This window comes from Arthrobacter sp. P1_B4 (assembly GCF_056406555.1).
Window position 1 is genome coordinate 13,880 of the sequence record NZ_JBFTZW010000015.1, and the last position, 22,368, is coordinate 36,247.

The following is a 22,368-nucleotide window of genomic DNA, read 5'->3' on the forward strand; positions in this document are numbered from 1 at the left end:
CAGGAAGGCACGCTACTGGGTGTGCATGCGGCTGCTGACCCGGGAGAGGTCGGCGGCGCCGATCAGTCCGGCGTTGGGTCCCAGGGCGGCCAGTTCGATCTCCGCCGCGGGGCGGAAGCCGCGGCCGGTGAGGTTCCGCGCGAAGGCCTTCCGGGCGGGCGCGACGAGCAGCTCGCCGGCGTCGCAGAGTCCGCCGCCGATCACGAACTTGCCTGGGTCCAGTGCCGCTGCGAGGTTCGCCAGGCCAAGGCCCAGCCATTCCCCGACGTCCTCGAGGAGTTCGCGGGAGGTCTGGTCCCCGGCCTTGGCCAGCTCCGTCACGATCACGCCCGTAATGCGTTCCACGTCGCCGTCCACGGCCTTGAGCAGTTCCTGGGCAACCGGGGAATTCGCGGCGGCCAGTTCCCTGGCCTCGCGGCCGAGCGCATTGCCCGAGGCGTATTGTTCCCAGCAGCCGCGGTTGCCGCACTCGCAGCGGTGCCCGCCCGGCATGATGATTTGGTGGCCGAACTCCCCCGCCACACCGAAGCGGCCGCGTTCGAGCCGTCCGTCCATGACCATGGCCCCGCCGATTCCGGTTCCCAGGGTGATGCAGACCAGACGGTCCTGTCCCTGTCCGGCGCCGAAGCGCCATTCCGCCCAGGCGGCGGCGTCGGCGTCGTTGGTCAGCAGGACGGGGCGGCGCAGCAGCCGCTGCAGGTTCTCGCGCAGCGGTTCATTGCGCCAGGCCAGGTGCGGGCTGAAGAGGACAGTGCCGCCGTCGAGGTCCATCCAGCCGGCAGCGCCGATTCCGACCGACCAGATCCGGTGTCCGGCGCCCAGCTCTCCGACGAGTTCGACAATGACCTGTTCCACGGCGCGCGGGTCGTTGCCCGGGGTGGAGCGTTTGGCCTGGCTGAGGATCCTGCCCTCGGCGTCCACCACGCCGGCAGCAACCTTGGTTCCCCCGATGTCGACGCCGATCGCCAGGCCCTTGCGGCCCAGCCGCAGGTGTGAGCGGAGGTCATGCCCGGCCGTGGCGGCCGCGGCGCCGGCCAGGGTCCTGCTTCGCCAGGCGGCGGTCCGGCGGCGCAGGCCGGGCTGCCGGCCGGGTGTTGGTGTCTGCATGGTGCCCCATTCTATTCGCCGGGGCCGCAACGGCAGCGAAGGCCCGGCCGCATGACGCGGCAGCAGAGCGCCGCGCACGTGCCCGCAGCATCCCCGACTGGCGGAACGGCGGTCCCGACCGTAAAGTTACTGGCCAGTAGGTGTCGCAGAACACACCTTCGGGGGGCCGCATACTAGGCTTAGCGGTACCCCTTGCGGGCCTATGGATACCAAAGGAGCTGTCGTGCGAGAAATCATTGTCCCGCCCCTGGTGAATGTCGATCCGGACACCAATGTCACCGATCTCGTGGTGCGCCAGGCGGCCAAGGCTTCCAACCCTGCGCTGTTCTCGCGGCTCGACGCAGCCGGCCAGTGGCAGGACGTCCGCGCCACCGAATTCCTGGCCGACGTCTCGGCCCTCGCCAAGGGCCTCATGGCCAGCGGTGTGGCCGCCGGCGACCGGGTGGGCATCATGTCCCGCACCCGGTATGAATGGGCCCTGATCGACTTCGCCATCTGGTTCGCCGGCGCCGTCTCGGTCCCGATCTATGAAACCTCCTCCCCCTCCCAGGTGGCCTGGAACCTTGGCGACTCCGGCGCCGTGGCCGCGTTCGGCGAATCGGCGCACCACGAGGACATCATCCGGCAGGCGGCCACCTCCGAGGGCCTCACCGCCCTGGGGCATGTCTGGCAGCTCGAGGGCGACAGCCTGGACGAGGTCCGTGCGGCCGGAGCCGGCGTCAGCGACGCCGAGCTTGAAGCACGCCGCAGCCAGGCGTCCCTGAACGATGTCGCCACGATCATCTACACCTCGGGCACCACCGGCCGGCCCAAGGGCTGCGAGCTGACGCACGGCAACTTCGTGGAACTGTCCGAGAACGCGCTGGTCACGTCGCTGGGCACGATCGTCCACGAGCAGGCACGGACCATCATGTTCCTGCCCATGGCCCACGTCTTCGCACGCTTCATCTCTGTGCTGGCAGTCGCGGCCGGCGTCACGGTGGCGCACACCCCGGATATCAAGAACCTGCTTCCGGATCTGCAGAGCTACAAACCGACCTTTATCCTCGCCGTCCCGCGCGTTTTCGAGAAGGTCTACAACTCAGCCCTGACCAAGGCCGAGGACGGCGGCAAGGGCGCCATCTTCCACCGCGCCGCGGACACCGCCATCGAATTCTCCCGGGCCCGGCAGGCCGGCAAGGTCGGGCTCGTACTGAAGCTCAAGCACGCCGTGTTCGACAAGCTCGTGTACAGCAAGCTCCGGGCTGCAATGGGCGGGAACGTCTCCCATGCCGTTTCCGGCGGCGGCCCGCTCGGTGAACGGCTGGGCCACTTCTTCCAGGGCATCGGCATGCAGATCCTGGAAGGGTACGGGCTGACTGAAACCACGGCCCCGGTCACCGTCAACACCCCCGACCTGATCAAGATTGGCACCGTCGGCGCCCCGATTCCGGGCAACTCCGTCAGGATCGCGGACGACGGCGAGATCCTCGCCAAGGGCGTGTGCGTCATGCGCGGCTACTACAAGCGCGATGACCTGTCCGCCGCGACCTTTGACGACGACGGCTGGTTCCGCACGGGAGACATCGGCCAGCTGGACGAGGCTGGATTCCTGACCATCACCGGGCGCAAGAAGGAAATCATTGTCACGGCGGGCGGCAAGAACGTGGTCCCTGCCCTGCTGGAAGACCAGATCCGGGCGGACGCGCTCGTCTCGCAGGTGCTCGTGGTGGGCGACAACCGCCCGTTCATCGGCGCCCTGGTGACCCTGGACGAGGAGGCCCTCCCCGGCTGGCTGGGCCGCCACGGGCTCCCGGCCTCGACCTCTCTCGCCGAAGCTGCCGTCAACCCCGCCGTCAAGGCCGCGGTCCAGGAGCTCATCAACCACGCCAACCAGTCCGTGTCCCAGGCCGAGGCGATCAAGTCTTTCCGGATCGTGCCGGCCGACTTCACCGAGGCCTCCGGACATCTGACCCCCTCCATGAAGGTCAAGCGGGCCCAGGTGCTCAAGGACTTCGAGAACGTGATCGAGGAAATGTACAGCGCCAAGCGACCCACCCTCGCCTAGGCTGCAACCGCGACCGCCCCGCACCAGAGCAACTCCCGCACCAGAGCAACGCGGGGTCAGATACGGCCCATCCGGCGCCCCCTGATGGGCCGTATCTGGCCCCGCGTTGCTTTCGTTTGGGAGGCAGTGCTCGGCAGAAACAGAAGGGTCCTTCCGGCGGAAGCCGGAAGGACCCTTGTGTTTTTGATGGGTGCGGTGTTGCCGCGCTGCCGCTATTCGACGACGAGCAGCAGATCCCCGCCCTGGACCTGTTCGATCCCGGCGACGGCGAGCCGCGCGACGGTGCCGGCCACCGGCGTCGTGATGGACGCCTCCATCTTCATGGCCTCGATCGTGGCCACCGTATCGCCGGCCTTGACGGTATCCCCGGCCTTGACGGTCAGCGTGACGGCACCGGCGAACGGCGAGGCGACCTGGCCGGGCTGGGAGGTGTCGGCGCGTTCGGCGGCCTTGACGTTGCTCACCACTGAACGGTCGCGGACCACCACGGGCCGGGACTGGCCGTTGAGCGTGCACATGACCGTGCGCATGCCCTTCTCGTCCGGCTCGGAGACGGCCTCGAGCGAGGCGATCAGGCGGACGCCCTTCTCGAGCTCGATCTCGTGCTCCGCGCCGCGCTGCAGCCCGAAGAGGTAGTCCCGCGTGTCCAGCACGGAAAGGTTGCCGTAGGATTCCACGCTCTTCTGGTAGTCCTTGGTGGGACCGGCGAAGAGCAGGCGGTTGAGCGTGCCCCGCCGGGTCTTGGAATCGCCGTTGAGCGCGGCGCTGTCCTCGGCGCTGATCTCGACGTCGCGGACCTTGACGGTGCGGCCCTGCAGCGCTTTGGTCCGGAAGGGCTCGGGCCAGCCTCCGGGCGGGTCACCGAGCTCGCCGGAGAGGAAGCCGATCACGGAATCCGGGACGTCGTACTTTTGCGGGTTCTCGTTGAAGTCTTCCGGGTCGGCGTTGAGGCCCACCAGGTGCAGGGCGAGGTCGCCCACCACCTTGGACGACGGGGTCACCTTGACCAGGCGGCCGAGGATCCGGTCCGCCGCGGTGTACATGTCCTCGATCGCCTCGAAACGCTCGCCCAGGCCCAGCGCCATTGCCTGCTGGCGCAGGTTGGAGAGCTGGCCGCCCGGAATTTCGTGCTGGTAGACCCGGCCTGTGGGGCCCGGCAGTCCGGACTCGAACGGCGCGTAGACCCGGCGGACGGCTTCCCAGTAAGGCTCGAGGGCGCAGACGTTCGCCAGGCTGAGGCCGGTATCGCGCGCCGTGTGGGCCAGCGCGGCGACGAGGGCCGAGGCCGAGGGCTGGCTGGTGGTTCCCGCCAGTGAGGCCGAGGCCACGTCCACGGCGTCCACGCCGGCATCCACGGCCGCGAGGAGCGTGGCCAGCTGGCCGCCGGCGGTGTCGTGGGTGTGCAGGTGGACGGGGAGGTCGAACCGCTCCCGCAGCGCCGAGACCAGGCGCGCCGCGGCAGCCGGACGCAGCAGTCCGGCCATGTCCTTGATCGCCAAAATGTGCGCCCCGGCGTCGACGATTTTCTGCGCCAGCTCCAGGTAGTAATCCAGGGTGTAGAGCGTTTCCTCCGGGTCCAGCATGTCCGCGGTGTAGCAGAGGGCAACCTCGGCGACGGCGGTACCGGTCTCGCGGACGGCCCGGATGGCCGGAGCCATCTGGTTGACGTCGTTGAGGGCGTCGAAGATCCGGAAAATGTCGATGCCCGTGGCGGCGGCCTCGTTGACGAACGCCACCGTGACCTCTTCCGGGTAGGGCGTGTAGCCGACGGTGTTGCGGCCGCGGAGCAGCATCTGCAGGCACAGGTTCGGCATGGCCTTGCGCAGGGCGGCAAGCCGGTCCCAGGGGTCTTCGCCGAGGAAGCGCAGGGCGACGTCGTAGGTCGCCCCGCCCCAGGCCTCGACCGAGAGCAGCTCGGGGAGCAGCTTGGATTCTGCGGGACCGGCCGCCACGAGGTCCCGGGTGCGCACCCGGGTGGCGAGCAGGGACTGGTGCGCGTCGCGGAACGTGGTGTCTGTGACGGCCACGGCGTCCTGCGCCCGCAAGGCACGGGCAAACCCTTCCGGGCCGAGTTCCTGGAGACGCTGGCGGGACCCTGGCCGGGCCGCGGCGTCATCCAGGGCCGGAAGCTTGTCCGCCGGGTCCGTGTGGACCTTGAGTTCGCCGTTGGGCTTGTTGACCGTGACGTCGGCAAGCCAGGTCAGCAACTTGGTGCCGCGGTCGGCCGAGACCCGTGCCTTCAGCAGCTGGGGCCGTTCGTCAATGAACGAGGTGGCCACATCCCCGGCGACGAAGTCGGGATCGTCCAGGACAGCCTGCAGGAAGGAGATATTGGTGGACACGCCGCGGATGCGGAACTCGGCGAGGGCGCGGCGGGCCCGGGCGACGGCGGCCGGGTAGTTGCGTCCGCGGCAGGTCAGCTTGACCAGCATGGAGTCGAAGTGCGGGCTGATCTCCGCGCCCGAGTAGACGGTGCCGCCGTCGAGCCGGACGCCGGCGCCGCCGGCCGAGCGGTAGCCGGTGATCTTGCCGACGTCGGGCCGGAAGCCGTTGGCCGGGTCCTCCGTGGTGATGCGGCACTGCAGGGCGGCACCCTTGAGCTGGACGCTCTCCTGGGACAGGCCCAGGTCCGCGAGGCTCTCACCGGCGGCGATGCGCAGCTGCGCCTGGACGAGGTCGACGTCGGTGACTTCCTCGGTGACCGTGTGCTCGACCTGGATCCGCGGGTTCATTTCGATGAAGACGTGCTGGCCGGCCCGCTCGCCCACGGTGTCGACGAGGAATTCGACGGTGCCGGCGTTGACGTAGTTCAGCGCCTTCGCGAACTTCACGGCGTCGCGGTACAGCGCCTGCCGGATGCCTTCGTCGAGGTTCGGTGCCGGGGCGATCTCGATGACCTTCTGGTGGCGGCGCTGGATGGAACAGTCACGCTCGAAGAGGTGCATCACGTTGCCCTCCGCGTCAGCCAGGATCTGGACCTCGATGTGGCGCGGGCGCAGGACGGCCTGCTCCAGGAACATGGTGGGGTCGCCGAACGCGGCGTCGGCTTCGCGCATGGCGGCCTGCAGGGCCTCCGGGAGCGCCTCGCGGGTGTCCACGCGGCGCATGCCGCGCCCGCCGCCGCCGGCGACGGCCTTGGCGAAGATGGGGAAGCCGATTTCATCCGCGGCGGCGATCAGTTCGTCCAGGTCCTTCGACGGCTGGCTGGACTTGAGGACCGGGACGCCGGCCTTGCGCGCGGCCTCGAGGGCGGCAACCTTATTACCGGCGAGTTCCAGGACCTCTGCCGGCGGCCCGACGAAGGTGATGCCGGCCTCCTTCGCGGCCCGCGCCAGGCGCGGGTTCTCGGAGAGGAAACCGTAACCGGGGTAAATGGCGTCCGCCCCGGACTCCTTGGCGACGCGCACCACCTCATCAACGTCCAGGTAGGCCCGGACCGGGTGCCCCTCCTCGCCGATCAGATACGCCTCATCGGCCTTCTGGCGGTGAATGGAGTTGCGGTCCTCATGGGGAAACACAGCGACAGTCTTGGCACCCAGCTCGTAGCTCGCGCGGAAGGCGCGAATCGCGATTTCGCCGCGGTTGGCCACCAGAATCTTAGAAAACATACTTCTCCTGCTTCATCGCGGGCGTATCGGTAAGTGCTCACAGTGTCTAGGACCTGTGCGGGCAAACACAAATCATTGTGGCGACTGTCACAGCATTATCCGTCACGGACGCCGCGATGGGCAGGGCCTTGGCCTTAGAGCTTTCCCCGTCCGTCCGATTGGCGAGGTTCTGGCGCCCCACGCCGGATGAAACGGGTTTCGCCGGAGCATCAACATATGATGAGTGGGTGGGTGGCGCATGCACGCCCCGGCTCCGAAGAACGCAGGAGCCGGCACGACCCCGTCTCGGCAACCGGCGTTAGGTATTGGTTTTTCAAGTGCAAGTAGTGAGCATCAGCAGCCTCAAAGGCGGTGTCGGCAAGACATCCGTGACCACCGGACTGGCGTCGGCGGCATTGGCCGCCGGCATCCCCACCCTCGTCGTCGACCTTGATCCGCATGCTGACGCCAGCACGGCCCTGGGCGTGAGTCCGGACGATCAGCTCGATATCGGCAGGATGCTGAGGTCGCCGCGGCGGGCACATCTGGCGGACAACGTGGTCCCCAGCGGCTGGGTGGATCACGCCCGGATCAACGGCCGCGGCAACGCCAACGGCAGTGCGAACGGCAGGATCCAGTCCGGCGCGGCGACCTCCGTCCTGGACGTGGCCGTCGGCTCCGCCTATACCGGCATCTACGACCGCCCCGACCTGGGCCGCCGCGACCTTCGCCGGCTTTCCACGGTCCTGGCCGGCGCCACGAACTACGAACTCGTCCTGGTCGACTGTCCCCCGTCACTGAACGGCCTGACCCGGATGGCGTGGTCCGCAAGCGACAAGGTGACCCTGGTGGCCGAGCCCGGGCTTTTCTCGGTGGCCGGCACAGAACGCACCATGCGCGCCATCCAGTTGTTCCGGCAGGAATTCGCCCCCAAGCTGTCCCCCGCGGGCATCGTGGCCAACCGGGTGCGCAGCAGTTCGGCCGAGCACACGTTCCGGCTCTCGGAGATGGAATCCATGTTCGGCCAGCTGCTGTTGAGCCCGCATATCCCGGAGCAGGCCAACTGGCAGCAGATCCAGGGCGCGGCCCACTCCATCCACCACTGGCCCGGCGACTCGGCCAAGAATGCGGCCGGGCTCTTCGATGCCCTGCTGCAGAACCTGCTGAACCAGGGCAGCGTGGCCCCGGCCGGCGCTGTCCGCGACCGCAGCCTACGGTAGCCCCGGGCTGCCGTACACAGCGCAACAGAATGAGGCCGCCTTCCCTGTCCGGGAGGCGGCCTCAGTCGTTTCTGTGCTCAGTCGTTTCTGTGCTCAGTCATGTCTGCAGCTGTGGGCGCTAGCCGATCTTGCGGGCCGCCCGGCGCTTGCTCAGCTCGTCGTCGGGAAAGGACTGGTCCGCGGCGTGTTCGCTGGGAAGGGCTGCGAGGCTTCCTTCAACTTCGCGCCATACGCGGCCGACGGCGATGCCGAACACCCCCTGGCCGCCCTGGACGAGATCGATGACTTCATCTGCCGATGTGCACTCGTAGACGCTGGCGCCGTCGCTCATGAGCGTGATTTGGGCGAGGTCCTCGACGCCGCGCTCACGCAGGTGTTCCACGGCGGTGCGGATCTGTTGCAGGGAGACGCCCGTGTCCAGGAGCCGTTTGACCACCTTGAGAACCAGAATGTCGCGGAAGCCGTAGAGCCGCTGCGAGCCGGAGCCGGCCGCGCCGCGGACGGCGGGCTCAACGAGTCCGGTGCGCGCCCAATAATCGAGTTGGCGGTAGGTAATGCCGGCCGCCTTGCAGGCGGTGGGTCCGCGGTAGCCCGCGTCCTCGTCCAGAACGGGGAGATCCTCGGTGAACAGCAGGCCCTGGGCACCGCTGGCGGGCACAGCAACGCCGGCCGTTGAGGCCTGCTTCAGCTCGCCTGCTTCGCCTTTCGGACTCACGTGGACCCTCCTTGTCGTGGGTTCCCCTGGGTTTGTTGCATCGGCAGCAATAGATGTGAACAGCTGCATGACACCGGATGAATACTCCATCCGTGTAATTCAGCCGGGCTGCACCTTCCAGTGTGACTTGCGCGGCTACCGTATGCAATGGGAACTTGTACCTCCGACGTTAGGCCTGCCGGGGCCCAAGGTCAAAGACGTTGGGGCTATTCCAGGGGCGTGTCGAAAGTTTCATCCTTGACTTTAACGTTCAGTGCCGCCACAGCTGTCACGCACGTATCAGAAACACCAGCAGTCACAGGCACGCAGGCAACCCCGGCAGGTTCCCTGGCGCCTGTTGCCTGGGCCGGCTCAGCCGCCGAAGTCTTCGGGTTCGACGTCGTCGAGGAACTCGCGGAAGCGCCGCAGTTCGCCTTCCTCGTCCACGGCGGGTCCGGGGTGCGTGTCCTCGCCCTCGTCGTGTTCGGTGATCCGGACGCCGGCCTCGTCCATGACGGCGTCGGCGCACCAGATCCGGCACTTGGCGCGCAGGGCAACGGCCAACCCATCGGAGGCCCGGGAGCTCACGGTGGTGCCGTTCTCGAACTGCAGCTGCCCGTAGAAGATGTTGTCCTCCACCGCCACGATGTTGACGCTGACGATCGTGTGGCCCAGGGCCTCGACAACGTCCACCAGGAGGTCGTGGGTCATCGGCCGGGGCGGGATGACCCCCTGCTGGGCCAAGGCGATGGCGCTGGCCTCCGGGGTCCCGATCCAGATGGGCACGTGGCGCTCACCATGGATTTCCTTGAGCAGGACAAGCGGCTGGTTGGACGGCAACTCGATCCGCACGCCGACAATCTCCACCTCAATCATCAGATGTCCATCCTTGAGATGCGGTCGTGGACCAGCGCCTGGTGCAAGGACAGGCAGAGGTCGCTGATTTCCCGGGCCGCCTCGGCGGCCCGGGCGTGGGAGGCTGCGTCCTTGCGGGAGGTCAGGGTGGCCACAGCACGCTCCACGAGCCCGAATTCGCGGTCGGCAGCGGCCTGGAAGGGCCGCAGGTGGCGGGGTTCCAGGCCATGGCTCTCAAGCTGGACGCAGGCCCGCGCGACTTGCAGCGCGTGTTCGTCGAATTTGCCGTTGACGTGCCCGATCAGGCCGTAGCTCAGGAGCGATTCCAGCAGCGGGACGCTCGCCCCGGATTCGGCGCGCAGCTGCTCCTCGCTGAGCCTGCGTGCCCGGCTGTGCAGCTCGGAGGCGAGCTCCTCGGAGACGATCCGCGGGGACAGCGTGACGCCTGCCGGCAGGTTCTCCGGCCGTTCGCCCCGGTCGATCGCATCAAGGTAGTCCTTGATGACCTTCAGCGGCAGGTACTGGTCACGCTGGAGTGAGAGGACGAAGCGCAGCCGTTCGACGTCGTTCTCGGAGTACTGACGGTAGCCGGCAGGTGTCCGCTGCGGGTTGATGAGTCCCTTTTCTTCAAGGAACCGGATTTTTGACGCAGTCATGCTGGGGAAGTCGTCGCTCAGTTGAGCCAGGACTTCCCCGATGTTCAGAACCTGGGGTCCGCGCCGATCCGCATGTGCCGTGGCCACAGGCAACTACCCCGGAATCAGACGTTGCCTGCTGCGCGGGCAGGGCTGAGGTAGAAGGTGAGGCGGAATTTGCCGATCTGGACCTCGTTGCCGGACTTCAGTTCCACCGAGTCCACGCGGTCGTGGTTGACGTAGGTGCCATTCAGGCTCCCGGTGTCCACAACCTCGAAGCTGCGCGCAGTGCGGCGGAATTCAACGTGCCTGCGCGAGACAGTGACGTCGTCGAGGAAGATGTCGGCGTCCGGGTGGCGGCCCGCCGTGGTGACGTCGGAGTCCAGCAGGAACCGCGCACCGGCGTTGGGGCCGCTGTGCGCCACGAGCAGGGCCGATCCGAAGGGAAGGGCCTCAACCGCTGCCCGTTCCTCAGTCGAAAGCTTCGGCGTGAAATTGGGTTCGTCGCGCACCGGAGTGAGGTTGATCGACGTGGTCTCCGAAGCCTTCACTCCACCCGTGCCGTAACCGTCACCGGTGTCGTTCCGTTCGTGCCCAAACATTGAGTCCTCCTCATTCGTTGCAGGTGTCCCCCCTGCAAACAACGCATGCCGTCCGGAAAAGCCTTGCAGTCCCGGTAATGAGGCCCTTCGGCGGGGCGCGGCTTTGTTTTGCTATCCCAACAACACTCGCCGGCGGCCCCGGCCCGAATGACCTCTGTCTTTAGCCTACCTGCTGTTCATACTCGGATGCACTGAGCAAGGACTCGACCGCGTCGGCTTCCGCGAGCCTGATTTCGATCAGCCAGCCTTCACCGTACGGATCGGAGTTGATCAGGGCGGAATCGGTGTCCAGCGACTCGTTCCTGGCGACCACCTCGCCCGTCACCGGGGCGTAAATGTCGCTGACGCTCTTGGTGGATTCGACCTCTCCGACGACGTCGTTGGCCTTGATGGTGGTCCCGACCTCGGGCATCTGGGCGTAGACGACATCCCCGAGGGCGTCCTGGGCAAAATCAGTAATGCCCACGCGCACAACCCCGTCGGCGTTGGGGGCCGAAACCCATTCGTGTTCTGCGGTGTAGGACAGGTCTTCGGGAATGATGCTCATGACGGGCCTTTCATCGGGTCAATCACCTGGCGGCGGCAGTCGTTTGTTCTAGCCGCCGCTGAAAGTATAGGCATATCGGGCAGGGGCCGGGGAGGGATCTGCGAAGATGGTGCCATGGCAGAACATGCTCCGCTGAAGGGCGGGAATGTGCACAACCGGGGCGCCGGGACCGTCCGGACACGCCAGGTCTAGGCCATGCCTGAGCTTCCTGAAGTTGCGGCCCTGACGGACTTTCTGGACGAGCACCTGCGCGGAGCAATGGTGCGGAAAATCCAGCCGGTCTCCTTCGCCGTGCTCAAGACGGCAGACCCTCCCTACTCCGATCTCCAGGGCAAGGCCGTCAGCGGCGTGCAAAGGTTCGGCAAGTTTGTCAGTGTGGAAGCGGACGGGCTGCATTTTGTCTTCCACCTCGCCCGGGCCGGCTGGGTCCGCTTCACGGACTCCCCTACCGACGCCCAGCTGAAAATGGGGAAGGGCCACATCGCGCTGCGGCTGACGTTCTCGGGCGATTCCGGCCCGGTGGGCATGGATCTGACGGAGGCGGGCACGAAAAAGAGCCTGGCGGTCTATGTGGTCCGTGATCCGCACGACGTGCCCGGCATCGCGGCGCTCGGACCGGATCCGTTCAGTCCGGACTTCGACGTCGATGCACTGGCCGGGATTCTCGGCTCCAGTTCCCAGCAGATCAAGGGCGTCCTGAGGAGCCAGGGCATCATCGCGGGCATTGGGAATGCCTACAGTGACGAGATCCTGCACGCCGCCAGGACTTCGCCGTTCGCGATCGCCAAGTCGCTGGACCGGACGGACGTGCAGCGCCTCTACGACGCCATCCACACCATTCTGGGAACAGCGGTGGCGGAGGCCAAGGGCAAGCCGCCCAACGAGCTCAAGGACACCAAGCGGAGCCACATGCGGGTCCATGGCCGGACCGGCGAACCGTGTCCGGTGTGCGGGGACACAGTCCGGGAGGTTTCCTTTGCCGATTCCGCCCTGCAGTACTGCCCGACGTGCCAGACGAAAGGAAAGATCCTGGCCGACCGCCGGACGTCGCGCTTTTTGAAATAGCGGATCACCGCGGACCTTCCGGGGAACACCGCGGAGCGGATGTGTCCGGGAAACAGAAAACCCCGCCATTCCTTCATCAGGAATGGCGGGGTTTCAGCTGTTGGTCGGGCTGACAGGATTTGAACCTGCGACCCCTTGACCCCCAGTCAAGTGCGCTACCAAGCTGCGCTACAGCCCGCTGGTTCCACCGTTCTCCGCTCGGAAGTCCTCCCGGATTCGCTCCAGGTTTTCTTCCAAGCAGTCCGGCCGAACCACCTCCAAAAGCTTACACGATCCGGGAGGGTGCCTGTGACAATTTCAGGCTGTCACGGCAAGGTGTGTCGGAATTAACGTTTCTTGCCACGCTTTTCGCGCACGCGCATGTTGACCTCGATGGGCGTGCCCTCGAAGCCGAAGGTCTCCCGGAGGCGTCGGGTGATGAAGCGGCGGTATCCCGGATCCAGGAATCCGGTGGTGAAGAGCACGAACTTCGGCGGCCGGCTCGAGGCCTGGGTGCCGAACAGGATGCGGGGCTGCTTGCCGCCGCGGACCGGGTGCGGGTGCGCTGCGACAAGTTCGCCCAGGAACGCGTTGAGGCGTCCAGTGGGGATGCGCTTGTCCCAGCTTTCCAGGGCGGTGTCCAGGGCCGGGACGAGCCGGTCCTTGTGCCAGCCGGTTTTAGCCGAGATGTTCACGCGCGGCGCCCAGGCCACGTGTGCCAGGTCCTGCTCGATTTCGCGTTCCAGGTAGCGGCGGCGCTCGTCGTCGAGGAGGTCCCATTTGTTGAAGGCCAGCACCAGGGCGCGGCCGGATTCAACGGCGAGCTGCAGGATGCGGACGTCCTGCTCGCTGAGCACCTCGTCCACGGCCAGGAGCACGACGGCGACCTCGGCCTTTTCGAGCGCGCTCTGCGTGCGCAGGGAGGCGTAGAAGTCCGCGCCTTGGGCCATGTGCTGGCGGCGCCGGATGCCGGCGGTGTCCACGAAGCGCCACGTGCGTCCGCCGAGTTCGATGAATTCATCGACCGGGTCGCGGGTGGTGCCGGCGGTGTTGTCCACCACCACACGCTCGGAACCGGCGAGCTTGTTCAGCAGCGAGGACTTGCCGACGTTCGGGCGGCCGATCAGGGCGATGCGGCGGGGGCCGCCGGAGCGCTCGAGGCCTTCAATCAGGGAGTACTCCGGGAGGGTGTCCATGACGTGGTCCAGGAGGTCCGCCACGCCGCGGCCGTGCAGGGCCGAGACGGGGTACGGTTCGCCGAAGCCCAGGCCCCAGAGGGTGGCCGAGTCGGCTTCCTGGGCGAAGTCGTCCACCTTGTTGGCCACCATGATGACCGGCTTCTTCGACTTGCGCAGCATCTTCATGACGCCTTCGTCGGTCGCGGTCGCACCCACGGCGGAGTCGACGACGAACAGGACGGCGTCGGCAAGTTCCACGGCCATCTCGGCCTGCTCCGCCACACGGGCGTGGATGCCACGGGCATCGTGCTCCCACCCGCCGGTGTCCACCACGGTGAAGTTGCGGCCGTTCCAGTTTGCCGAGTACATGACACGGTCGCGGGTGACGCCGGGGGTATCCTCGACCACTGCCTCGCGGCGGCCCAGGATCCTGTTGACCAGGGTGGATTTGCCCACGTTGGGCCGTCCGATGATGGCCAGGACCGGGTCCAGCTTGACCGGGCCGTCAAAGTCCTCATCGTCGAAGTGGCCGCTCAGGAGGGCGGCGTCGTCTTCGTCGAGCTCGTAGTCGTCCAGCCCGGCACGCAGCGAGGCCGCGCGGAGTTCCGCTTCGTCATCGTCCAGGGCGGCAAGGTTTTCAGCCACCTGGTCGGTGCCGGTGGGCGTGTATTCGTCTTCGCCGGCGCCAAAATTGCCGGAGGTTTGAGTCGTATCGCTCATTGCACTTTCCTTAGGTGGTGATCTGCCGGCGTCCCGGCTACTGCTTCATGACGTTCATGCGGTGATTCCGCGTGGGGCAGGGGCTGCCCGGTTCTTAGTACTGAGTCCTGGACATGGCGCGCTAATGCGGCCCGGATTTCGGTTCCCGCCCTGTCCATTGAAACACGCCCGCTCTCGCCCGGCCTGCGGCTGACGTTGATGGCCCCGCCGAAGCTGACATGCAGGCGCCGGCGCGGTGCGGGCACCGTATCCAGGTGTTCGCCGCCGATTCTTGTGCCCAGGATGGCCACGGGAACCACGGTGGCGCGGGAGTTAAGCGCCAGCCAGGCGACGCCGTTGTTGATCGCGGCGGCCTCACCGCTCCCCCGCGTGCCTTCGGGAAGAATCCCGACGCACCGTCCGGCGTCGAGCAGGCTCCGGGCCGTGGCCAGCGCCGCACGGCCACCACGGCGGTCGACGGGCAACTGGCCCGACGCCGCCAGGACGCGGCCGAGGAACCCGGTGAACATCTCCTGCTTGACGAGGATGTGCATGGGCCGGGGCGAGGCTCCGAACATGACGGGCCCATCCAGGAAGCTGATGTGGTTTCCCGCGAAAATCACGGGACCGGCCGCCGGGACGTTGGAGCGTCCGCTGACCGAGGTGCGGTAGACGAGGTGGTCCAGGAGCCATCCCACGGGCCGGCTCCACGCCGTCGTCCACTGGCCGGGCAGGGCGGCGGGCGCTGTCCCCGGCAGTCCGGCGCGCCCCTCAGTCACCGTGGACGGCCCGGAGCGGAACAGGAGAATGGTTGACCACGGTGTCCACGATGTCGAGTGCGGCCTGGACCGTCTCGTCAAAGTCCAGGTCGGAGGAGTCCAGGGTCACGACGCCGTCGGCGGCCGTGGTGAAGTTCACTACGGTGGAGTCCTTGGCATCGCGGTGCGTGACCTGGGCTGCCAGCTGCTCGGCATTCTGGCTGCCGCCCAACTGGATGCCGCGGCGGCGCAGCCGGGCTTCCTCGCTGGCGGTCAGCAACATCCGCACCTCGGCATGGGGCGCGACGACGGTGGTGATGTCCCGGCCCTCGACCACCATGCGGCGGTGGTGCTTTTCGATCAGCTCGCGCTGCCGGCGGATCAGTTCAGTCCGCGCGCCCAGCGTGGTGGCGACGGCGCTGACTGCCGCGGAAATGGCGGGTTCACGGATGGCGAGAGTGACATCGTGCCCGCCGACGCGGACGTACTCTTCCTGCGGGCTCGTGCTGATTTCCAGCGGCAGGGTCTCTGCGGCGGTCTCGACGGCGGCCCCGTCGTCCAGGTCCGTGCCGCTCTGCAGGCAGAACCACGTCAGGGCGCGGTACATCGCGCCGGTGTCGAGGTAGGCCAGTTTCAGCCGGCGGGCCACCTCTTTACTCACGCTGGATTTGCCGGAGCCGGAGGGGCCGTCGATGGCAACCACAAGGCTTTTTCCGGGGCGGACTACGTCCACTGTCTCGATGAGTTCCTGGGTCATTACTGGAGTACCCGCCATCCACGGTCGTTGAGGGCTGCTATCAAAAGGTCGTGCTTGTTGGGCAGGACGGAAATTTCCACCATGCCCACATTCTGCCCCGAAGAGTGGTCGAGGCGGAGGTCTTCGACGTTGACGCCGATCTCGCCAATCTCGGTCAGCAGCTTGGCGATCTGCCCGGGTGTGTCATCCACCAGCACCGTCAGCCACGAGTATGCCTGCGGGGGTCCGCCGTGCTTGCCCGGGATCCGGGACTGGCCGGCATTGCCTTCGCTGATCAGCTGGGCAAGGTCCAGCCGGGCGCCGGGAGCGGCCGGTGCCTCCAGGGTGCCGATCAGCCGGTTGAGGTCCTCGCGGACTCCGTGCAGGATTTCCACCACTTTTTCCGCGTTCGCGCCCAGGATCTGGACCCAGAGCGTGGGATCGCTTGCGGCGATCCGGGTGACATCGCGCAGCCCGTTGCCGGCCAGGGACAGGGCGTGCAGGGGCGTGCCCTGCAGGCGGCTGGCCACGAGCGAGGACATCACCTGCGGCAGGTGTGAGACGAGCGCCACGGCTGCATCGTGCTCGTCGGCAGCGAATTCGGACACGACGGCGCCGAGATCGCCGGCCAGCGCACGCGCCACCCGCAGAGACTCCGGCAGTGTCTCCTCCGCCGGGCACACGACCCACGGCATGGAGGTGAACAGCTCGCCCCGGGCCGCGACCGGGCCCGATTTCTCGCGCCCGGCCATGGGGTGGGTCCCCACGTAGCGGCCCAGGTCCGCGCCGCGGCTGCGGAGATCGGCCAGGATCTGCGCCTTCACGCTCGCGATGTCCACCACGACGGCGTGCGGGTAGTCCTGGAGCGCCTTGGCCACGACGTCCGCCGTGACATCCGGCGGCGCGGCCACGACGACGAGCTCCGGAGCCTCCCCCTCGAGGCGCGCCAGCGGCAGGCCGGCGCCGATGTCGACGGCGACGGCCTGGTTGGTCGGCGAGGGATCCGAGAGGAACACGGGAACGCCCCGCCCCCGCAGCCCCAGCCCGATGCTGGTGCCCAGAAGCCCGGAGCCCAGGACGAGCACCGGGCCGTTCAGGTGGCCGCGGCCGTGCGTGCGGAAGGCGGACATGCTTACAGCCCCACGGAGGCCAGCAGGTGGCCGACTTCCTGCTTGCCGAGGTTGCGGATGCTGCCCTGGCGCTGGTCGCCGAGCCCGATGGGGCCGACCTTGACGCGCACCAGGCGCAGCACGGGGAAGCCGACGGCGTCGAACATGCGCCGGACGATCCGGTTCTTGCCCGAGTGCAGCACGACCTCGATCAGCACGTGGCCGGGGGTCGAGTCGACGAGCTTGAAGGAGTCCACCGAGGCGATGCCGTCCTCGAGTTCGACGCCGCCCTTGAGTTCGGCGCCCACGCCCTGTGGGAAGGGCCCGCGGACCTGCACGAGGTAGGTCTTGGGCACTTCATAGGACGGGTGCGTCAGGCGGTTGGCGAGCTCGCCGTCGTTGGTCAGCAGCAGCAGCCCTTCGGTGGCGACGTCAAGCCGACCCACGTGGAAGAGGCGTTCGCCGTGGTGGTTGCGGACAAAGTCGCTGATGCACGGGCGGCCGTCCGGGTCCTCCATGGTGGAGACAACGCCCTTGGGCTTGTTGAAGACCATGTAGACCATGTTCTCGTCCAGCTGGATGCGCAGTCCGTCGACGTGGATCACTGCCGTCTTCGGGTCGACGCGCACGCCGAGTTCGGTGACCACCTGGCCGTCGACCTCGACGCGGCCCTCGGCGATCATTTCCTCGCAGACCCGCCGTGAGGCGACGCCGGCGGAAGCCATGACCTTCTGGAGGCGGGTGCCGTCGGCGTCGTGCAGCTCAGACTGCGGCACCTCGGCGCGGGGTCCGCGCTTGCGGGCCGGCTTGCGCACGGGCCCGAGGTTCTGGCCGAAGCGTTCACTGCCGAAGGCGCGGAAACCGGTGGCCTTGGCCGCTCCGGCTCCGACGCGCGGCTTGGGCTTGAGGGCGCCGGGAGTGCCGGGAGCCTTGCCGAAGCCGGGCTTGCGGGCGGCTGCCTTGCGGGCTGCCTCCTTGCCGGAGGGCGCTTTCGACTTCCAGTCAGCGGAAGCCGGGCGGGCAGTCGACGGCGCCCCGTCGGGACCCTGCAGGTCCGGATCGATAAAGGCCTCTTCGCGAGGCTTGGGGTGCTTGAAGGGGCGGTCTCCGCCGCCCTTGTAGCCGGCTCCGCCGCTGCGGCCGGCGCCGCCTTGGGAGCTGCGGCCTGCGCCGCCCTTGTAGTCGGCTCCGCCGCTGCGGCCCGAACCGCCCTGTGCGCCGCGGCCCGAGCCCTGACCTCTGCTTTGTCCGGCACTGCTTTGTCCGGCACTGTTACGTCCCGAACTGTTACGTGGTGAACCCTGGCGTCCCGCCTGTGTCATGACCCGTCCTTCGTTTGTTGGCCGTCGGCCGCTGTCTCCCGACAACACCCGCCGACTGGGCAAAATGATTCTGCCCTAGTGGATACTCGTGCGCAGGCAGTTGTTCCTGCCTACATTCTTCCAGCGTCGTAAAACTCTTCGATGCCTTCAAGCCCCGGAAGGTGGGGCGAAAGCTGTGGCAATTCCGCCACCGAGCCGATTCCCATTCGCTCCAGGAAATACGACGTCGTGCGGTACAGGATTGCTCCGGATTCGGGATCGGTTCCCGAGTCCTCGATCAGCCCCCGCTGCGTCAGCGTCCGCACGACAGAGTCAACGTTGACTCCTCGAATTGCAGACACCCGCGCCCTAGATACGGGCTGGCGGTAAGCGATGACGGCGAGCGTTTCGAGCGCCGCCTGCGTCAGCCTGGCTGTCTGGCCTTCCAGCACGAATTCGCCGACGATCTCGGCGAATTCAGCGCGGGAATAGATCCGCCAGCCTCCGGCGATATTCCGCAATTCAAAACCCCGGGCGGTGGCGCTGAAGCCGTTCAAACTGGCATCGTCCACATCCGGGGCATTAACAGTATAACCGTTATACTCCCGCTGCAGTTCAGCCAGCAGGGTCTCGACGACGTCGACCGTCAGGTTCAGTCCGGCTGCCAGGGCCTGGGCCGTGGCCGGTTCGTCGATCACCATCAGGACCGCTTCGAGGGCCGCGCGGGCGCCCCCTGGCAGGCTCGCGACGTCCGGCCCGGCCTCGCGGGCAGCGTCCGGCCCGGCGTCCGGCCCGGCCTCGCGGGCAGCGTCAGGGAGTCGTTCGTTCACGGTTGGTCCTCGTATTCTTCACTCAGGTTTTCGCTGCTCCACCCCTGGGTATCGGCCGTCCAGTGCACCGTCAGTTCCCCCAGCGGCAGCAGCTGGTCAAAGCCCACTGCCCGGTCGCGGAACAGCTCCAGCAACGCCAGGAACCGCGCCACCACCACCAGCGTGGATTCGGCGTCGGCGATCAGGGCCCGGAAGCTCAGTGGCGTGCCCAGCCGCAGCCGGTTCCCCAGCAGCTCGGCCTGGTCCTTGACGCTGACGGGCGCGCCGTGCAGGTGCGCGAGGCCTACTTCGGTGGGGGCTGCCTCCTTGGGTTTGAGGGCCGCCTCGGCCAGGGAGGCGAACTGGGCAGGGGTGTGCCGCCACAGCAGTTCCGGAAGCAGGGCAGCGAAGTGCCCCTCAAGGGCAACCTGCCGGGGATAGCGCCGGGCCTCAAGCTCGAGCGTGGAGCCGATCATGCCGGCCACCTGCTTGAAGGCCTTGTACTGCAGCAGCCGGGCGAACAGGAGGTCCCGGGCCTCCAGCAGGGCAATGTCCTCATCGTCCTCAACCTCGCCCGCGGGCAGCAGCCGGGCCGCTTTGAGGTCCAGGAGGGTGGCCGCAATCACCAGGAATTCGCTGGCCTCATCCAGGGCCCACTCCTCCCCCAGCTGCTGCAGGCCCCTGATGTACTTGATGAATTCGTCAGTGACCGTGGACAGCGCCACCTCGGTGATGTCCAGCTGGTGCTTGGAGATCAGGCCGAGCAGGAGGTCGAACGGGCCGGTGAAGTTGGCCAGCCGCACTTCGAATCCGGGCTTTTTGACGCGCGGTTCTGCTGGGCCCTCCGGCCCCGCGGCCCGCGCGGATTCCGCGCGCGTGTCGAGCTCCGCAGGCATGTCGAGATTCGCTGGCGGAGAAAAGGCGCCTGCCACGACCCTGGCTAGGGCGCGCCGCCGCGCGAGATCAGCTCTTTGGCCAGGCGGCGGTAGGCGTCGGCACCGACGTGGTTGCCCGCGTAGGTAGTGATGGGCTCGGCCGCGACCGTGGCGTCGGCAAATTTGATCGAGCGCTTGATGACGGTTTCGAAGACCTTGTCGCCAAAGGCCTCCACCAGGCGGGCAATCACCTCGCGGCCGTGCAGGGTCCGGGCGTCGTACATCGTGGCGAGCACGCCGTCGACCTGCAGGCGCGGGTTGAGGCGGTCCTGGACCTTGTCGATGGTTTCCACGAGCAACGCCACGGCGCGCAGGGCAAAGAATTCACAGATCAGCGGGATGATGACGCCATGGGCGGCGGTCAGCGCGTTGACGGTGAGCAGGCCGAGCGAGGGCTGGCAATCGATCAGGACGACGTCGTAGTCGTCCTCGACCTTTTTCAGGGCCCGGTCCAGCACCTGTTCGCGGGCCACTTCGTTGACCAGCTGTACCTCGGCGGCGGAGAGGTCGATGTTGGCCGGGAGCAGATCTACGTTTTCCACGCCGGTCTTCTGGATGGCGTCGCGGATGTCCACCTTGCGGTCCATCAGCACGTTGTACACGGTGAGGTCGAGCTCGTGCGGGTTGGTGCCCAGGCCGGCGGACAGGGCGCCCTGCGGATCGAAGTCGACCAGGAGCACGCGGCGGCCGTATTCGGCCAGGGCTGCGGCGAGGTTGATCGTGGACGTGGTTTTGCCGACCCCGCCCTTCTGGTTCACCATGGCGATGACCCGCGCAGGACCGTGGGAGGACAGCGGCGCGGGCTCCGGAAAGTCGCGTTGGGGCCGCCCGGTGGGGCCCATGACGGCGTCTTCCAGATCGAGTTCGGTGCCTTCCAGAGTTGCTGAACCCTGTTCGCTGCTCACGTATCTATCCACACTTTCGATGACGGTGATTGTCGTGCTTCATTTTGCCGCTTCCGGGCTCCCGGAGCCCAGCGCGTTCCTCCCAAGGTTACAGCGCCCGACACGGTATTCGCCGGACCTTGACACTGCGCCGGAGGCTGTGCCTTGACGTTCGGGTTGAAGTCGAAGGTTGCTACCGGGCTGTCACGGCGGCCCGGGCGTGCCGGCAGGCACGCCCGGGGGACGCCAAGGGCGCTCCGGCGACCCCGGAGATATTGAAGTTTGTACCCCGCAGGCCTACATTGAAACGACGAGGTGGCAGCGGCTCATGCACGAACTTTCGATCACGCAAAGTCTTGTGGAGGCGGTCCTGGACCGGACCGGTGGACGCTCCGTGACGGGCGTCAACCTGCGGATCGGACCCTTGAGCGGCGTCCTCCCGGACGCCATGCGCTTTTGCTTCGAAGTCGTTTCAGCTGACACGCCGCTGGCCGGGGCAACCCTGACGATCGATGAATCCGAGGGCCGGGCCAGATGCCGCAGCTGCCGCGACGAGTTCGTCCTTGAGGACATGTTTCTGCTCTGCCCCTGCGGCAGTGCCGATGTCGAAGTCGTCAGTGGCCGGGAGCTCCTGGTCACCTCGGTGGAGGTTGCGTAGACATGTGTGCGACGTGCGGATGCGGCGACGACGCCGGCACCAGGGTTTCGGACCTCGACGGCACTGTGCACGACATCTTGCCCCCTGCTGCGGCCCCGCACGAACATCCGCACCCGCATCCGCACGAGCATCCGCACGATCACGGCCATCCCCACGATCACGAGCACGATCACGGCCATCCGCGTCCCCAATCCCCCGGGACAGCCGACGCCGGGCACAGCCCCGCGGCGGAGGGACGGACCCTCATCTCCCTGGAGGAGAACCTGCTCGCCAAGAACGACCTCCTGGCCGCACGGAACCGGGGTTGGCTGGAAGGACGCGGCATCCAGGCCTTCAATGTCATGAGTTCCCCAGGGGCGGGCAAGACCACGCTCCTGGTCCGGACCATCAGGGAACTTGCCGGTGAGCTGGTCATTGGTGTGATCGAAGGGGACCAGGAGACCTCGCTGGACGCCGACCGGATCCGCTCCACCGGGCGGCCGGTGATCCAAATCAACACCGGGGCGGGCTGCCACCTGGATGCCGGGATGCTGCAGCGGGCGCTGGGCGCGCTGGATCCGGTCCCCGGATCGACACTCTTCATCGAAAACGTGGGCAACCTGGTGTGCCCGGCATTGTTTGACCTCGGCGAATCGGCCCGGGTCGTCGTGATCTCAGTTACGGAGGGCGATGACAAACCGCAGAAATACCCCCACATGTTCCTGGCTGCCGACCTGGTGATCATCAACAAAGCAGACCTGCTCCCCTATGTGGAGTTCGACGTCGAACGTTGCGTGCGCCAGGCGCGCCTGCTCAATCCCGGCGTCGACGTCCTGACCCTGTCAGCTACCACCGGCGACGGCATGGACGGCTGGCTGGAGTGGATCCGGAAGAATCCCCACCCGGCGGCGGCTGCCGCCGGGAGTGCGCCGCGCTCTGGCGGACTACGCGTTTGACCGTTGACGCAACATTCGAGCCGCGGCC

General features: G+C 67.3%; 20 protein-coding genes and 1 tRNA gene. 5 read left to right on the forward strand and 16 right to left on the reverse strand.

The window, feature by feature from the left end; translation table 11 throughout:
* Positions 1–12 precede the first annotated feature (12 nt).
* Positions 13–1,107: an ROK family glucokinase gene (locus tag AC1D1W_RS08525; RefSeq protein WP_476943432.1), complete on the reverse strand. Its 1,095-nt coding sequence runs from the start codon at positions 1,105–1,107 to the stop codon at positions 13–15.
* A 223-nt stretch (positions 1,108–1,330) separates the two neighbouring features.
* On the opposite strand from AC1D1W_RS08525, the gene AC1D1W_RS08530 reads away from it, so the two are divergent.
* Entirely contained in the window at positions 1,331–3,154 is a 1,824-nt protein-coding gene (locus tag AC1D1W_RS08530; protein WP_028275900.1) for an AMP-dependent synthetase/ligase, read from the forward strand.
* Between the two features lie 212 nt (positions 3,155–3,366).
* Here AC1D1W_RS08530 and AC1D1W_RS08535 read toward each other — a convergent pair whose 3' ends face one another.
* The gene (locus tag AC1D1W_RS08535; RefSeq protein ID WP_243179543.1) at positions 3,367–6,762 is read right to left on the reverse strand and encodes a pyruvate carboxylase; all 3,396 of its coding nucleotides are present in this window, start codon (positions 6,760–6,762) and stop codon (positions 3,367–3,369) included.
* Between the two features lie 317 nt (positions 6,763–7,079).
* Here AC1D1W_RS08535 and AC1D1W_RS08540 point away from each other — a divergent pair, with 317 nt between their 5' ends.
* Positions 7,080–7,961, forward strand: a complete 882-nt coding sequence (locus tag AC1D1W_RS08540; protein ID WP_476943433.1) for a ParA family protein — start codon at positions 7,080–7,082, stop codon at positions 7,959–7,961.
* A 118-nt stretch (positions 7,962–8,079) separates the two neighbouring features.
* On the opposite strand, the gene AC1D1W_RS08545 is transcribed toward AC1D1W_RS08540, so the two are convergent.
* The 5 genes from AC1D1W_RS08545 to gcvH all read right to left on the reverse strand — a co-directional run bounded on the left by AC1D1W_RS08545 (position 8,080) and on the right by gcvH (position 11,294).
* On the reverse strand, positions 8,080–8,676 hold the full coding sequence (locus tag AC1D1W_RS08545; protein ID WP_028275903.1) for a MerR family transcriptional regulator: 597 nt from the start codon (positions 8,674–8,676) through the stop codon (positions 8,080–8,082).
* A gap of 351 nt (positions 8,677–9,027) precedes the next feature.
* Entirely contained in the window at positions 9,028–9,531 is a 504-nt protein-coding gene (locus AC1D1W_RS08550) for a bifunctional nuclease family protein (protein ID WP_028275904.1), read from the reverse strand.
* The gene (gene ftsR, locus AC1D1W_RS08555) at positions 9,531–10,253 is read right to left on the reverse strand and encodes a transcriptional regulator FtsR (RefSeq protein ID WP_028275905.1); all 723 of its coding nucleotides are present in this window, start codon (positions 10,251–10,253) and stop codon (positions 9,531–9,533) included. The genes AC1D1W_RS08550 and ftsR overlap by 1 nt, the downstream gene beginning before the upstream one ends.
* 17 nt (positions 10,254–10,270) lie before the next feature.
* A complete protein-coding gene (locus AC1D1W_RS08560) occupies positions 10,271–10,747 on the reverse strand; it encodes an FHA domain-containing protein (RefSeq protein ID WP_028275906.1) in 477 nt (158 codons plus the stop codon).
* A 160-nt stretch (positions 10,748–10,907) separates the two neighbouring features.
* Positions 10,908–11,294, reverse strand: coding sequence for a glycine cleavage system protein GcvH (gene gcvH, locus AC1D1W_RS08565; protein ID WP_028275907.1), 387 nt, complete (start codon positions 11,292–11,294; stop codon positions 10,908–10,910).
* Positions 11,295–11,489: 195 nt separating this feature from the next.
* On the opposite strand from gcvH, the gene AC1D1W_RS08570 reads away from it, so the two are divergent.
* Positions 11,490–12,359: an Fpg/Nei family DNA glycosylase gene (locus AC1D1W_RS08570; protein ID WP_243179545.1), complete on the forward strand. Its 870-nt coding sequence runs from the start codon at positions 11,490–11,492 to the stop codon at positions 12,357–12,359.
* Positions 12,360–12,460: 101 nt separating this feature from the next.
* On the opposite strand, the gene AC1D1W_RS08575 is transcribed toward AC1D1W_RS08570, so the two are convergent.
* The 9 genes from AC1D1W_RS08575 to AC1D1W_RS08615 form a co-directional block, all read right to left on the reverse strand.
* Positions 12,461–12,537, reverse strand: a tRNA-Pro gene (locus AC1D1W_RS08575).
* Between the two features lie 148 nt (positions 12,538–12,685).
* On the reverse strand, positions 12,686–14,236 hold the full coding sequence (der, locus tag AC1D1W_RS08580) for a ribosome biogenesis GTPase Der (RefSeq protein ID WP_028275909.1): 1,551 nt from the start codon (positions 14,234–14,236) through the stop codon (positions 12,686–12,688).
* The gene (locus AC1D1W_RS08585; protein WP_028275910.1) at positions 14,233–14,913 is read right to left on the reverse strand and encodes a lysophospholipid acyltransferase family protein; all 681 of its coding nucleotides are present in this window, start codon (positions 14,911–14,913) and stop codon (positions 14,233–14,235) included. The genes der and AC1D1W_RS08585 overlap by 4 nt, the downstream gene beginning before the upstream one ends.
* Before the next feature lie 73 nt (positions 14,914–14,986).
* On the reverse strand, positions 14,987–15,730 hold the full coding sequence (gene cmk, locus AC1D1W_RS08590; protein WP_028275911.1) for a (d)CMP kinase: 744 nt from the start codon (positions 15,728–15,730) through the stop codon (positions 14,987–14,989).
* Complete coding sequence (locus AC1D1W_RS08595; protein ID WP_459384367.1) at positions 15,730–16,839, reverse strand: prephenate dehydrogenase; 1,110 nt, start codon at positions 16,837–16,839, stop codon at positions 15,730–15,732. Before AC1D1W_RS08595 ends, cmk begins: the two co-directional genes overlap by 1 nt.
* Positions 16,840–16,841: 2 nt before the next feature.
* A complete protein-coding gene (locus AC1D1W_RS08600) occupies positions 16,842–18,140 on the reverse strand; it encodes a pseudouridine synthase (protein WP_476943434.1) in 1,299 nt (432 codons plus the stop codon).
* Positions 18,141–18,250: 110 nt separating this feature from the next.
* Complete coding sequence (gene scpB, locus AC1D1W_RS08605; protein WP_156945075.1) at positions 18,251–18,859, reverse strand: SMC-Scp complex subunit ScpB; 609 nt, start codon at positions 18,857–18,859, stop codon at positions 18,251–18,253.
* An 86-nt stretch (positions 18,860–18,945) separates the two neighbouring features.
* Positions 18,946–19,824, reverse strand: coding sequence for a segregation and condensation protein A (locus AC1D1W_RS08610; protein WP_476943435.1), 879 nt, complete (start codon positions 19,822–19,824; stop codon positions 18,946–18,948).
* Positions 19,825–19,868: 44 nt separating this feature from the next.
* Positions 19,869–20,768: a ParA family protein gene (locus AC1D1W_RS08615; RefSeq protein WP_018772307.1), complete on the reverse strand. Its 900-nt coding sequence runs from the start codon at positions 20,766–20,768 to the stop codon at positions 19,869–19,871.
* A 307-nt stretch (positions 20,769–21,075) separates the two neighbouring features.
* On the opposite strand from AC1D1W_RS08615, the gene AC1D1W_RS08620 reads away from it, so the two are divergent.
* Both AC1D1W_RS08620 and hypB read left to right on the forward strand, forming a co-directional pair.
* Positions 21,076–21,405 (forward strand): hydrogenase maturation nickel metallochaperone HypA/HybF, encoded by a 330-nt coding sequence (locus AC1D1W_RS08620; RefSeq protein ID WP_476943436.1) that lies wholly within the window; start codon positions 21,076–21,078, stop codon positions 21,403–21,405.
* A gap of 2 nt (positions 21,406–21,407) precedes the next feature.
* Positions 21,408–22,340 carry a hydrogenase nickel incorporation protein HypB gene (gene hypB / locus AC1D1W_RS08625; protein ID WP_476943437.1) on the forward strand — a complete coding sequence of 311 codons (933 nt, stop codon included), beginning with the start codon at positions 21,408–21,410 and terminating at the stop codon, positions 22,338–22,340.
* Positions 22,341–22,368: the final 28 nt, after the last annotated feature.

Bases quoted from the DNA above. Each gene is read 5' to 3' on its own strand.
- AC1D1W_RS08550 (WP_028275904.1), bottom strand. From the start codon at position 9,531: ATGATTGAGGTGGAGATTGTCGGCGTGCGGATCGAGTTGCCGTCCAAC.
- AC1D1W_RS08620 (WP_476943436.1), top strand. From the start codon at position 21,076: ATGCACGAACTTTCGATCACGCAAAGTCTTGTGGAGGCGGTCCTGGAC.
- cmk (WP_028275911.1), bottom strand. From the start codon at position 15,730: ATGACCCAGGAACTCATCGAGACAGTGGACGTAGTCCGCCCCGGAAAA.
- gcvH (WP_028275907.1), bottom strand. From the start codon at position 11,294: ATGAGCATCATTCCCGAAGACCTGTCCTACACCGCAGAACACGAATGG.
- AC1D1W_RS08610 (WP_476943435.1), bottom strand. From the start codon at position 19,824: ATGCCTGCGGAGCTCGACACGCGCGCGGAATCCGCGCGGGCCGCGGGG.
- AC1D1W_RS08535 (WP_243179543.1), bottom strand. From the start codon at position 6,762: ATGTTTTCTAAGATTCTGGTGGCCAACCGCGGCGAAATCGCGATTCGC.
- AC1D1W_RS08525 (WP_476943432.1), bottom strand. From the start codon at position 1,107: ATGCAGACACCAACACCCGGCCGGCAGCCCGGCCTGCGCCGCCGGACC.
- der (WP_028275909.1), bottom strand. From the start codon at position 14,236: ATGAGCGATACGACTCAAACCTCCGGCAATTTTGGCGCCGGCGAAGAC.
- AC1D1W_RS08570 (WP_243179545.1), top strand. From the start codon at position 11,490: ATGCCTGAGCTTCCTGAAGTTGCGGCCCTGACGGACTTTCTGGACGAG.
- AC1D1W_RS08560 (WP_028275906.1), bottom strand. From the start codon at position 10,747: ATGTTTGGGCACGAACGGAACGACACCGGTGACGGTTACGGCACGGGT.
- hypB (WP_476943437.1), top strand. From the start codon at position 21,408: ATGTGTGCGACGTGCGGATGCGGCGACGACGCCGGCACCAGGGTTTCG.
- AC1D1W_RS08600 (WP_476943434.1), bottom strand. From the start codon at position 18,140: ATGACACAGGCGGGACGCCAGGGTTCACCACGTAACAGTTCGGGACGT.
- AC1D1W_RS08595 (WP_459384367.1), bottom strand. From the start codon at position 16,839: ATGTCCGCCTTCCGCACGCACGGCCGCGGCCACCTGAACGGCCCGGTG.